10 protein-coding genes are annotated in these 12,170 nt (G+C 58.8%); 6 read left to right on the top strand and 4 right to left on the bottom strand.

The window, feature by feature from the left end:
• Positions 1-86: 86 nt before the first annotated feature.
• Positions 87-530, bottom strand: coding sequence for a YbhB/YbcL family Raf kinase inhibitor-like protein (locus tag AC4DF4_RS06960; protein WP_490047389.1), 444 nt, complete (start codon positions 528-530; stop codon positions 87-89).
• A 157-nt stretch (positions 531-687) separates the two neighbouring features.
• Between AC4DF4_RS06960 and AC4DF4_RS06955 the strand changes: the two genes are divergently transcribed.
• From AC4DF4_RS06955 to AC4DF4_RS06935, 5 genes are all read left to right on the top strand, one after another.
• Entirely contained in the window at positions 688-1,872 is a 1,185-nt protein-coding gene (locus tag AC4DF4_RS06955) for a J domain-containing protein (protein ID WP_490047388.1), read from the top strand.
• A gap of 168 nt (positions 1,873-2,040) precedes the next feature.
• Positions 2,041-2,589, top strand: a complete 549-nt coding sequence (locus AC4DF4_RS06950; RefSeq protein WP_490047387.1) for an SH3 domain-containing protein — start codon at positions 2,041-2,043, stop codon at positions 2,587-2,589.
• Positions 2,590-2,624: 35 nt separating this feature from the next.
• Positions 2,625-3,119 carry a hypothetical protein gene (locus AC4DF4_RS06945; RefSeq protein WP_490047386.1) on the top strand — a complete coding sequence of 165 codons (495 nt, stop codon included), beginning with the start codon at positions 2,625-2,627 and terminating at the stop codon, positions 3,117-3,119.
• Positions 3,120-3,210: 91 nt separating this feature from the next.
• Positions 3,211-3,762: an STAS domain-containing protein gene (locus AC4DF4_RS06940; RefSeq protein WP_490047385.1), complete on the top strand. Its 552-nt coding sequence runs from the start codon at positions 3,211-3,213 to the stop codon at positions 3,760-3,762.
• A gap of 10 nt (positions 3,763-3,772) precedes the next feature.
• Positions 3,773-5,215: a PP2C family protein-serine/threonine phosphatase gene (locus AC4DF4_RS06935; protein ID WP_490047384.1), complete on the top strand. Its 1,443-nt coding sequence runs from the start codon at positions 3,773-3,775 to the stop codon at positions 5,213-5,215.
• A gap of 1 nt (position 5,216) precedes the next feature.
• Here the strand turns inward: AC4DF4_RS06935 and AC4DF4_RS06930 are convergent, their stop codons facing one another.
• The gene (locus AC4DF4_RS06930; protein WP_490047383.1) at positions 5,217-6,527 is read right to left on the bottom strand and encodes an ammonium transporter; all 1,311 of its coding nucleotides are present in this window, start codon (positions 6,525-6,527) and stop codon (positions 5,217-5,219) included.
• Positions 6,528-6,740: 213 nt separating this feature from the next.
• On the opposite strand from AC4DF4_RS06930, the gene yihA reads away from it, so the two are divergent.
• Positions 6,741-7,334: a ribosome biogenesis GTP-binding protein YihA/YsxC gene (gene yihA, locus AC4DF4_RS06925; RefSeq protein ID WP_490047382.1), complete on the top strand. Its 594-nt coding sequence runs from the start codon at positions 6,741-6,743 to the stop codon at positions 7,332-7,334.
• 10 nt (positions 7,335-7,344) lie between these two features.
• Here the strand turns inward: yihA and AC4DF4_RS06920 are convergent, their stop codons facing one another.
• Positions 7,345-7,878 (bottom strand): polysaccharide biosynthesis/export family protein, encoded by a 534-nt coding sequence (locus AC4DF4_RS06920; protein ID WP_490047381.1) that lies wholly within the window; start codon positions 7,876-7,878, stop codon positions 7,345-7,347.
• 570 nt (positions 7,879-8,448) lie between these two features.
• Entirely contained in the window at positions 8,449-11,916 is a 3,468-nt protein-coding gene (locus AC4DF4_RS06915; protein ID WP_490047380.1) for a glycosyltransferase, read from the bottom strand.
• Positions 11,917-12,170: the final 254 nt, after the last annotated feature.

Below are 12,170 nucleotides of genomic sequence, written 5' to 3'. Positions count from 1 at the left end.
GCGACAGTGAAAATAGGCGTTCGGGTGCCGAAGTCAAATGGCCGTTTCAGCTCCGGAAATGCCCCGTTCTTCCCGCCGGGGAACCTTCAACGCGCGGCGGAGTAGAGGCCGACCAACCTGGCTTCTGTCAGGATTTCGCCTTGCATGGCGGCGTCGAGCGCCTTGGCGTCCGCGCCGGTCTTCAAGACGAGAGGTTCTTTGAGCGCGTAGAGTTTGAAGACATAGTGGTGGGTGCCGCTGGGCGGTGCGGGTCCGCCCCATTCGGCTTTGCCCCAGCTGTTTTTCCCCACGACCGCCTGAGGAGGCAGGCCGCCTTTGGGGATTTGCTTCGTTTTCGGATCGAGGTTCCAAACCACCCAGTGCACCCACGTGCCGCCGGGTGCGTCCGGATCGTCGCAAATCAGCGCCAGACTCACGGCGCCGGCGGGGACCCCGGCGATCGCCAGCGGCGGACTGATGTTTCCGCCATGGTAGGAATGCCCGGCGGGAATGGTTCCGTTGTGCTTGAATGCCGTGCTGGTGAGTTCCATGGCTCCTGCTGGGATGGGGGTGGAAACACAGGCGGACAGAATGATGAACAGCCGCCTCATTTCCTAGTATACCCCGATTTCATCAAAAGGGAAATGGAGGCCCAGCCGACCGCCCGGGCGATTGACTTCAGGCCGTTTAGCGGGAAAATCCCTGCCGATGAAACGCAAGCCTCAGCACAAACCCGCCCACCACAAAGAGGGTCTGGTCATTCGTCCGGGGAAGGACGCCCCTCTCAGCCGGACGCAGGTGGAATTCAACCGCCTGATGAAAAGTCTCGAAACCACCAAAGCCCGCCACGCGGGCGAGCAGGCACGGCTCGACGACATTCTCGCCGTCGCCATCCGCGAGTTGATGCCACTGATCGAAGATCTCAACCGCGCGAATCGGGACCTCGTCTTCAATGGCCGCAAAGCCATGCAAAGCCTCAACCTAACAGCCAAGCACCGCCAGTGGTTCGGCGACTTGTTGAGTGGCAAGGCGGCGGACCTGCTGGGCGATCCCGTGGGGCTCGGCGAGGATGAAATCGCCGGTCTGGAGGCCGTCATCGCGGAGTTCGGTCCTTCCGTCGACGACCAGCGGAGGCAAGAGGACGACAACGAGGAATTCGATTTCCTGCGTGAGATGATCGAACAGACCGCGCGTCAGGCCGGGGTCGAGCTGGATCTGAGCGACCTTGATCCGAATGGCGATCCCGAGGAATTCGAGCGCACGGTGCGCGAACGCCTGGGCGCCGCCTCGGCGCTTTTTGGAGACATGGCGGATTCCCCGGAAGCTGCGGAAAAGCCCCGCCGCAAACCCACCAAGGCCCAGGCCGAAAAGGAGCGCAAACGCCTCGAACTGGAGGACGCCAAAAACCGCGACCTCAAGTCGCTCTTCAAACAACTCGCCAAGGCCTTCCACCCGGATCTCGAGCCCGACCCGCAGCTCAAGGAGCACAAGAAAGTCTGGATGCAGCGCCTCAACACCGCCTATGCCGCCAATGATTTGCGGGAAATGCTCCAGCTCGAAATGGAATGGCTCGGCGAGGAAGCCACCAACCTCGCCACTGCCGGCGACGAGAAACTCAAGGTTTACTGCATGGTCCTCAAGGAACAGATCGACGACCTCAAGCGGCAGACGCACCACCTGCCGGACGAGCCGCAATACGGCCCGCTCCAGCGGTTCCGGGATCCCTTCTACGGCACCATCGCCAGTCCGGTATCCATCAAACGCGGACTCCGGGAAGACCTGACACGCCACCGAGAGATGTTGGAAATCCTCGCCGCCAACAACGCCGCCTCCCGCCGGATGATCTACGAATGGGCTGACGAACACGCCTTCCGCTCGACTTGCCCGTTTTGAGTCCGGCATGGGCACGGACTCGTCAAAACACAGAAAATGACCGGAAACAGTGACAACAGCGGCCACCACCCTTTCAGATCCTGATTCCCACCATTCGTCCCGCCTGCAAATTTCGCTGCCTGAAATGACGTTGACCACGCCCCCGGAACGTGCCACTTTCTCGTATCTATGAAGTGCATTCCGGCCATCTCCGCTCTTGCTTTCCTGAGTCTCGCGGCATGCGAGACAATGACGGGCCCAGTCACCAACGGGGGCTACAATCCGCTCCTTCCGGCCGGCAGCGGCAATCGCTCCACACCGACCACCAGCACCACGTTTTCCGCAGGCCAGTTCGTCCGGACGTCGATGGACAACACTGCCTTTTTCAAAACCCGCCCGAAAGGCGATGCGGACGCGGACAAGCTTCTGACGCGGGGCTCCTCGATGAAGGTGATTTCCACCAGCGACAGTTATGTGAAAGTGGAGCTCGATAGCGGCGAGGTGGGATTCGTCCCCTCAGTCATGCTCGAGGATCCGAACGCCGCGACGCAGACACCGACAACGGCTCCCGGGGAATATCAGATTTATCCTCCCCTGCCCGGCAACGGCTTCGGCCAACCGCTTCCCGTCGTCGAGCCCGCGGGCCCGCCGCCGGAGGGCGCGATTCCAACGGTGATCGATCCCGAGGCGCCGGCCGCCACCACTCCGGTGCCACCGGTGGAGCCGAAGGCCGAGTGACCGGGCGCGAAAAGCCGCGCGAAATTTCTTGTGCCTTGAATCACGCTCCCGCGCCGGTTAAATCCCCCGGCGTGAATCCCTGCTACAGTCTTCTTGCGGTGTTATTGCTCGGTGCCTGCGCGGGACCGCGCCAAGCCTTGGCGGTCAAACAGTTCCAACTCCGCGACGTGGAGCCAAAAGGGAGTGACCAGCCGATGGCGAGGATGGAGAAGGAGCGCCACCTATACGGCGCGGTCAGCTGGGCGGAGCAACGCAACAGGCTCGGGCAATATTACACCTTGCTTTGGAACGACCCGGACGGCGCGGGCCAGGGCGATGTGGAACTCATCTTCCAGTATCAGCAAGGCGGCAGCCCCAGCCTGGTGAAACAAATGACGAAAAGCTTCCCTTCATCCGCCACCAAGGGACTGGCGGAATTCGCCGTGATCGGCGACGACTATTTCAAGGGAGGCAAGGTCTTGACCTGGAAAGCCACGCTGCGGCGGGGCAAACGCGAGATCGCCAGCCGCCAATCCTACCTCTGGCGGTGAGTTGCTGAATTCTCAGATGGATGGTTGACCATCGGCCACTCTGATTTTACATTCAGCAATCCCTTGCCGTTCAAATGACGGCTTTTTTTCAGTGACAACGGAATGCCCAATTTTAGTCGGAATCTTCGATGGATTCAGTTGGATCCGCTGTGAGGGGAAAGGCTCGTTCTTGAACAGTCCCGCGCTGAAAGCGTTCGGCCTCGAGCGAATCGCCTCAGGTGAGGCTTGTCTGGTCGTGGATTTACAAGCCTGCACCGGCATGGATTCCACGTTCATGGGAACGCTTGCCGGAATGGCCAGCCGCCTGTCCGCCAAGCCCGGCGCGGTCCTTCAAATCGCCGATGCCAGCGAACGCAACCGACACTCGCTTGAGGATCTGGGCCTGGATTTCCTGATGGAAATCGACCCGGAAAAAGCAGCTTGGTTAGCATCCGTCGAGTCGATTCGCGCCGCCTTGAAGCCCCACCGCCCGGCCACCGCCTTGGGCCAGATCCAGCAAACGAAACACGTGCTCGAGGCGCACAAGGTCCTTTCCGAAACCAACGAGCGGAACCTGCGCGCGTTTTCAAACGTCGTCACCTTGCTGGAATCCGAGCTGGAGACGAAGCAGAAGCAGGCGGAGACGCCGGGAGAGCAATCATAGCGCCGCAAGGATGCCCGACTCCACCGCCATCATCCTAGCAGTCGGCGCACTGGTGATCGCGGTATTGTTGCTCGCCCTTCGGAACCAGCGCCGGAAATCCCGGATCATCCGCAAGAAATTCAACGATCTCGAGGGCGAGGAGCACCGGATGTTCACCTTCCTGCATGACCTTGGCCTGGCGATCGAAAACGAGCCGTCCCCCTCGTTGCTCTCCCGCATCATCGTGGATGGCATCGACAAGGTCGTCACCGCCCGTGGCGGAGCGATTTACTTCGTGAACGCCGAAAATGATTTCCTCAATCCGTCCTACATTTCGGAAGAATGTCCGCCACTGATCGGGATTCCGGTGGAAATCCGCAAGAAGGCGGAGCGCGATCCGCGGGCGCTCGAAAGCCATCTGCGCCTGTCCCGCGTCGCCCTGGACGAAGGGATCCTCGGTTATTGCCTCAGCGTGGGCGAGCCGATCCATGTCAAGGATGTGAAAAACCATCCCGCGTTTCGCGACGCCTTCACCCGCTACACCGGCGATGTGTCGGCACTGCTCTCCCCGCTTCGCCACGCCAATAAGGACCTCGGAGTCTTGGTCGTGGCCCGCCGCCGTGAGGACGGCAATTTCACCGCCAACGACTTCGCCGTCTTTCGCTCGGCGGCCGAGCAATCCTCCTTCGCCATCGGCAACGCCCGGATTCACCGGGAAGCCCATGAGAAACGCGCGATCGAAAGCGAGTTGAAAAACGCCCGCGAAGTGCAGCGGATTTTGCTGCCCCAACAAGACCCGGTCGTCGCCGGCTTCCGGATCAGCGGAACCAACCTTCCGGCACGAATCATCAGTGGCGATTACTACGACTACATCGACCTCGGCGCGCAAAAATTCGGCATCGTCATCGCCGACGTCTCGGGCAAAGGAGTCCCGGCCGGCATGCTGATGGCGATGTGCCGCAGCGCCCTGCGCTCGGTCGCCTCCGGCGAAATCTCGCCATCTAACGTCATGGCCGCCGTCAACCGCCAGATTTTCCCGGACATCCGCGAAGACATGTTCATCAGCATGGCTTACAGCGTCCTGGACACCGCCACCGGCATGCTCACCCTCTCCCGCGCGGGACACGAGCCCGCGCTGTTATTCCGGCGGGAGACCGGCAAGGTCGAACTCCTCCGCTCACCCGGCCTCGCACTTGGCATCGACAGCGGCGCGGTCTTCGAGCGCGTGACGCGGGATCAGGAAGTGGAGATGAAATCCGGCGACTGCGTGCTTTTTTACACCGACGGCATGAAGGAAGCGGTGGACGCGCACGAAGAGGAATTCGGCATGGAGCGAATGTGCGAGGCCTTCCGCATGGCCGCGCCATTGGGAGCCGAAGCCGTGCTTAACCGGATGCAGGAAGAGCTCGCCCAGTTCACCGGCGAAGGCCCGCAAATGGACGACATCACGCTGGTCGCGATCGAGAAACGATAGCTCACGGCTCCATCGGATAGGCGTTCTCGCCATGCTCCGAGCGGTCCACGCCCTCGTATTCCTGCTCCTCGCTCACCCGCAGGCCGAGCGTGACTTTCACGAGCCAGGCGATCGCAACCGTGGCGACCGCCGACCACAGAATGGCCGCCCCGAGGCCCGTTGCCTGTATCCCAAGCTGGGTGCCGATCGATTTCACGTTTCCAAGACCGCCCAACGAACTCTGCCCGAAAACCGCCAGCAGCAGCGTTCCCAGAATCCCGCCCACTCCATGCACCGCGAACACGTCCAGCGAGTCGTCGATGTGCCACTTTTCCCGGATCAAACTGACCGAGAAATAGCAAATCACAGCCGCGATCGACCCGATCACGATCGCGCCCAGCGGGCCGACATCACCCGACGCCGGCGTGATCGTCGCCAAGCCCGCTACCAGACCGGTCACCATGCCGATCAACCCGACCTTGCCGTTGCGAATCCGTTCGAGAAGGCACCAGACCAAGGCCGCCGCACAAGCGGACAGATGAGTCACCAACATCGTCATCCCGGCACCGCCGCCCGCCGCGAGCTGGCTCCCGGCATTGAATCCGAACCACCCGACCCACAGCATCGCGGCACCCACAAAGACCATCCCCGGATTGTGTGGAGGATGCGGATGCTCGGGAAATCCCCGGCGCTTGCCGAGAATGATCGCGAGGACGAGCGCGGAAACCCCGGCGGTCGCATGCACCACGATGCCGCCCGCCAGATCTTTGACTCCCATGTCCTGCAACCAGCCGCCGCCCCAAACCCAGTGGGTGACGGGCGCGTAAACCACCGCCAGCCACAAAGCGGAGAAAAGCATGATCGCCCCGAATTTCATCCGCTCGACCACCGCCCCGACATACAAGCCCGGCGTGATGATGGCGAAGGTCATTTGAAACATCACGAACAGCGTCTCCGGAAGCTGGGTCCCGGGCGCAACTGTCTCGATGTGAATGCCTTTCAAAAAGGCGGCGTCGAGATTTCCGATCCACGCGCCATCGCCCTTGAACGCCAGACTGTAGAGCCCCGCGACCCACAAAAGCGAAGCCATGCAGGCGATTCCCGCGCATTGGGCCATCACCGAAAGCACGTTCCGCCCCCTCACCAAGCCGCCGTAAAACAAGGCCAGACCCGGCATCGTCATGAACAAAACCAAGGCCGTGGAGGTCAGAATCCACGCGGTATTGCCCGAATCGATGGCCGGAGCAGCGTCTTGCGCGTGGGTCACGGCGGTTCCGAAGGCGAGAATCCCTAAGATAAGGCCACTTGTTTTCAATGAGTTGGGTTGATGCATCGCCCGTAATACAGCAGGATTCATTCCACCCATTAATTTGATTCATGAGAAAAGCCATTTTTGATGAATCCTCCGACTTTCAGACGTCAAATCCCAGGCTCGACGTAATTCCGGGATCCAATGAAGATCGGTGCCGGGCCTGTAGTTTCCGTCTCCATCCCGTAAAATAAAAAAGGAGCTCCCGTGGGAGCTCCTATTCTCGTCTTCAAATCAATGCAAATCAAGTCAGCCGTCTTCAACATGAGTGCCCGCGACCTCCAATCGGCACCCGATTGGCACCGCCCGGAATTCGCCTTCATCGGCCGGTCCAACGTCGGCAAGTCGTCGATGATCAACATGCTTTCCAACAAGGACGCGCTCGCGAAAGTATCCGCCACTCCGGGCAAGACCCAGCTCCTCAATTTCTTCGTGATGAACGAATCCTGGAGCCTCGTGGACTTGCCGGGATACGGCTACGCCAAAGTCGCCAAAAGCGAGAAAATCAATTTCAACGAATCGGTCGGCGACTATCTGGAACAACGCGAAAATCTCCGGCTGGTGTTCGTCTTGATCGACTCCCGCCTCACCCCCCAACCCATCGACGTCTCATTCGTCAGTTGGCTGTTGGAATGCAAAGTCCCCTTCGCCCTGGTCTTCACCAAGGAAGACAAGCAGTCCCCCGCCAAGACCCGGGCGACGGTGAAAGCGTTTCTTGAAACCCTGCCCGAGGAGCTCGCCGGAATCCCGCCGGTGATCACCAGCTCCTCAAAAAGCCGGACCGGCCGAATCGCGATCCTCAAGCTGATCGAACAGGCACTCGCCGAGTGAGCGAGCCCGGTCACCAGTTGCTCTGCTTCACATAAATGACGTCGTAAGTCCGCACGTAGAACGGGCTGCTATCCGTGCCGTAGAGGGCTTCGTTCATGTTCAGCACGTATCGCTGGCTCCTGCCCCCCTGATTTCTGACGACGATCACCTGCTTGGGGTTCGCGAATTTGGTGAAGCCGCCGCATTCCATCACCGCTTCGAGAGCTGTCATCGGACGATCCAACGGAATTTTTCCCGGCCGCAGCACTTCTCCAGAGACATAGACCCCCGCGGCAGCCGTCTCGACCGAGACGGTCACCACGGGGTCCTGCAAATGTGGCTGATAGCGTGAGGCCAGTTCCGACTGGAAGCCCGTGATGCTCTTCCCGACCGCGCTGACATCACCGATCGTCGGCAGACTGACCTTCCCGTTCGCCTGAATTTTCTGCTGCACGTTCAACTCAGGCGCTCCGGAGAACGCGACTTTGATCTCGTCACCCGCGGCAAGGGTCGCGTTCGGCTTCGATCTGTATGCCTCGGCAGGCACCGGCGGGGCCGGATTCATGCCTCCACAACCCGTGGACACAATGACAATGAAAAGTGACATCGCGCCAGCCAGGCCGGATTGGACACCCGTCCGGAGGCGGTGCCATGCTCGACCCGAGGTTTCCCACAATCTGCGGCCATTGGCAGCCTCCGGAGAAATTCCACTTGAGTCATTTCCCATACCCGTGTCGTTCTTAACTACTGTCTTCATAATTTTGTTTGTTATTTTGTTATCCCTTGATGCCTTACAATGCTCATTTAACCGCATCATTCAGATCCCAAGGCGCGGTTGAGGTTCTCCAGCAACCATGGAATCCTGATACGTTTGATCTCACATGTCACGAACTCTCTCTACCGCGCCTGCCGTCCCGGGCAACAAACAGCCGCCGGCTCGCCGGCCGGATTGCGGCCAGCCGTTCCTTCCCGCGGGGCGAGCCTGTGGTTTGCGCAGGCGACCGGCGCCATGGAGGCGCGAGAATCCCCCTGTGGGCGGAGCCTTCCCCGACGACCAGTTGATAGTTTTCCGGGGCCCAAAGCTCCGTGCCGGCGTCGATGGCGCGGTCCAGGGCCCGCTCGGGCGTCTTGCACGCTAGCCGCTTAGGGAATTGACAAACTCCCGCAAAGTAGATGAGCCCATCACTTCAATCCGCGGCAATGCCAATATGCTGTCGTTGAATTGACTCGAACCCGCTCTGCAAGTGACTCCGAAAGTATATCCGCAGCCTCCTGCGAAGTGTTCCACAATCGGGTTGAAGTCGCCATGGGGATAAGCGATCACCCTGGTGGGCGCTCCTAAACCCTGCTGCAGGATCGCGCGCGATCGAGCCAAGTCCCTGACCAGATCCTCATTGGAGAGAGCGGTTAATGCGTGATGCGCCGTTGAATGGGAACCAAACTCTATCCCTTCACCTTGGAGGTGGTGGATTTCAGGCCACCCCATCAAGGGAAGCTCCTCTCCAAAAGCCTGATCCCAAATGTTGGTCTTTCCGATTTGATCGGCCACAATGAAAACCGTTGCCGTAAAGCCATACTGTTTGAGAAGGGGCCATGCGTACTGAAAGAAGTCGAGATAGCCATCATCAAAGGTAATCATCACGCCTCGACCCGGCAGCGGCTTCCGTTGAGAACGGGCCATCTGCCATTGTTCCCACGAAACACTGTAAAACCCCCCGTCTTTGAGATAACGCAACTGTTCCTCAAACGCTTCAGGGGTGACCCGATAATTACGCATCCTCTCCAAGCCACTGGGAGCGACCCGATGATACATAATGATGGGCAGTCTATCCGTTAAAATGGTTTCCAGCCCATTGAATTGAGAAGGCCGCCCCCCTTCCCACCTCACGTGTGCTTCCACCTCAGGGGGCGGGGGGGCCGGTTGCGCTTCCAAGACGGTGATTTCCGGATCAAATCGCCGCCATGGCAGACGAAACTTCGGATAGCGGCGGAATAACTGCACTCGATAAAGCGGTGTTTGGATGGCTTTCGCCAAGTACATGGATGGCAGGATGGCAAAAGCTTCACCGATAACCTTCGCTCCGAAAGGTAATCCCCAATCAAAGCCGGGACGATCGGGCTCATCGGAGATCTGATTGGCGTGCGCCATCAAGAAGTATCCATCAGGCTCCAAGGCGCCGGCGATTTTCCGCGCGACAGCCTTGAGGTCCTCCAAACCTCCGACATAATAGAGAACCTCGCTACAGACGATTAGCCCGAATCTGCCTGGCAGGCAGTCGCGCACCAGATCTAATTGCTCGTAGCTGACATTTGCCAGGTCCCTGTGGCGCTCGGCGGCCCGTTCCAGGGCAACTTGAGAAATATCGGCAGCGATCAAGTGATCCACAAAGGGAGCAAGCTGACCCGTGAAATGCCCTTCAGCACAGGCCAACTCCAGCGCCTGCGGGATTCGCGTTTCCGGCAAAAGGGAAAGGGTTTGCTCGTATTTAACTTGTTCGTAGGGACTCGTATATTTCCAAGGATCTGCGTGACGGGAAAAGAGCGTCTCAAAATGCCCCCGATCATAAAACGTCTTTGGAATATTGGCAGGGATGGCGGCGGCTGGCACAAGATCCTTGGAGTAATTCACCATCCTATCTGGAGCATAAATCACCTGCCCGATTGACTCACCGGGTGCAGGAAGCCGCACAAGTTCCGCTTGAGTGGCTTGCGCCATTCTTACCAGTTCAGCGGCGGTCGTGGCAGGAAACATCACCCGTCGGGAGACAATGCTGTTGATCGACCCCATATGGCGACCCAGGATAACACTTTCACAAGAGCGGGTGTTTCCTCCAGTTGGACCCGATGGATTGTAGATTGATCCCAGAGAAGCGTGAGTTCGGGCCAATTTCGCCAAACGCGATCGCAACGGGGTTGAATCCCGCAAAGAACAGCCAAGCAAAGCGTCCCGGACGAAAACCCGACACAATTCCAAGCCGCTCTCCACCGTCACGGCAACTCGCAAGGTTCGGGCCGTGATGAAATTATCCCGGACGGGTAGCGAGATTGCCCCAACCGCAACTCCGCCGACGGTTACCATGACATTGAGTTCCGCCACATTCACCGAGACGTCATAAAGCTCCTCACTGACTTCGATGGCCAATTTCGGAGAATCGCCCAGGTATTTTACCGTTGAAGCTTCTTCTGGGATTTCGGAATCGTAGAAGTCACCCAACTTCCAATCGGGTTTGCCCCACAGTTGTTGTAAAAAGATTGTCCAGCCAAGGGCGTCATGTTCTGACACCTGGTCGGGGGCGTAGTGGGTATGTTCGAAAAATTTCCCCAAGATCGGCCAGGAAAATTGGGCGGCGATCGCATCTTTGATGACCCAGGCACTGACTTTGCCATCAATGACCGGCAATTCCAATCTGCCTAATTCTGTTCCTTCGATGACGATTTGACAATAAAGACGATCGCACTTCTCCGGCGGCAGGATGTCATCGATGGGTTCTGTGATCTCCAAGCGAACCCCGTAGGTTGCTCCAATCTGCAGAGAATCAAACATCGGGGCCTGTCGCAAGACCAGGATCTCGAGAATCTTGCGGGCTCTGGCAGCCAGCCCGGATGCCTGGGACTGGCTTTCCAAGGCTGTGAGGAAATCCGCGAGACCCCCTTCGACTCCCGTCCACAGGCAGTGCCAGCGCGCCGGGGGGTGACAGCTTGACAAGATGACGGACTCGAAAAGATTGGTTGCGACCAGATTCGGATCCAGCTCAGGCGCGTGATCATCCTTGATATGGGTGAGCAGCGGTCGTGCATCCTTCCCTTCTCCGAGAAAGAACCCCGCCAGCCAACTGGAGAGGGAGAGTTTCAGGTGAGCGAGGTCTTCTCGGGGCTGCCCTTGGGCATAACGAGGATCGGGATTTGATACTCTTGGATCGGCAGAATGTCCTTGATCCAGCACCCACATCACATGGGTGGAAAGTTGCCGGGCACCCCTCGATAGGGAATTGGGGCGCATCCGATAGAATGCCAGGATCTCCCTGACCGCCCCAAAGCGGATTCCTGTTCTGGCAAGACGCTGCCAAAGATCCCAGTCTTCACAAACCGGCAAAGACAGGGAGAACCCTTCCGCGGCTTCAACCAATGCCCTGCGAACGATACAAGCATGGATCGCAAAGGTGCAATTGCGCGCCAGAAAGGGAAATAGGTCGATAGCGTCAGGGGCGTATTTCTCTCCCATGAGAGTCCCATCCGGAGCAACGCAGGTCCAGCCACAGTGAATGAGATCCAGGCTGGGATCGAATCCGGCCATCCCGGTCATTTTCTCCAAGTAGTCGGGGGCGACCCAATCATCGGCATCAAGAAAGAGCAACCAGTCGAAGCGTGCTTCTTGGATCCCCCGGTTCCGGGCGGAACAAACCCCGCCATTAGCTTGGCGAAACAATCGAATGCGGGAGTCCTGCTCCGCCAATTGAGCGGCGACCGCCACCGTTTCATCTTGAGAACCGTCATCAATGACAATCGCCTCCCAATTAGACAAGGTTTGAGCTTGCAGGGATTTCAGGGTTTCTTCCAAAGTGGCGGCCCCGTTATAGGCCGGAATAATTACCGAGACATTCATATTGTTGACTGGTTTTCAAACTATCCATTGGAACTTCTTGTCCGCCCTCGCCAAATCGGGCGCTCTAACCTGACTCGCCCGCCAATGGCGGATAGAAGACGAGTCTCCCGATGGATCATCGTCCGGTGCAACCGGCGATCACGACGGGCTTTTTTACGGCCGGCTGTCGGACGCGCATCGGAAGGATATGTCTATGTGGATGGAGTTTGATACGGAGAAGACCGGAATCCCCCCAGCGACAAACTGCCGGTGGC

Source organism: Luteolibacter sp. (genome assembly GCF_058122085.1).
This window is presented reverse-complemented; position numbering and strand designations above follow the sequence as displayed.

Excerpts from the sequence above, each read along its gene's own strand:
- AC4DF4_RS06960 (WP_490047389.1), bottom strand. The coding sequence starts at position 530 with ATGGAACTCACCAGCACGGCATTCAAGCACAACGGAACCATTCCCGCC.
- AC4DF4_RS06955 (WP_490047388.1), top strand. The coding sequence starts at position 688 with ATGAAACGCAAGCCTCAGCACAAACCCGCCCACCACAAAGAGGGTCTG.
- AC4DF4_RS06950 (WP_490047387.1), top strand. The coding sequence starts at position 2,041 with ATGAAGTGCATTCCGGCCATCTCCGCTCTTGCTTTCCTGAGTCTCGCG.
- AC4DF4_RS06935 (WP_490047384.1), top strand. The coding sequence starts at position 3,773 with ATGCCCGACTCCACCGCCATCATCCTAGCAGTCGGCGCACTGGTGATC.
- AC4DF4_RS06930 (WP_490047383.1), bottom strand. The coding sequence starts at position 6,527 with ATGCATCAACCCAACTCATTGAAAACAAGTGGCCTTATCTTAGGGATT.
- yihA (WP_490047382.1), top strand. The coding sequence starts at position 6,741 with ATGCAAATCAAGTCAGCCGTCTTCAACATGAGTGCCCGCGACCTCCAA.
- AC4DF4_RS06920 (WP_490047381.1), bottom strand. The coding sequence starts at position 7,878 with ATGAATCCGGCCCCGCCGGTGCCTGCCGAGGCATACAGATCGAAGCCG.
- AC4DF4_RS06915 (WP_490047380.1), bottom strand. The coding sequence starts at position 11,916 with ATGAATGTCTCGGTAATTATTCCGGCCTATAACGGGGCCGCCACTTTG.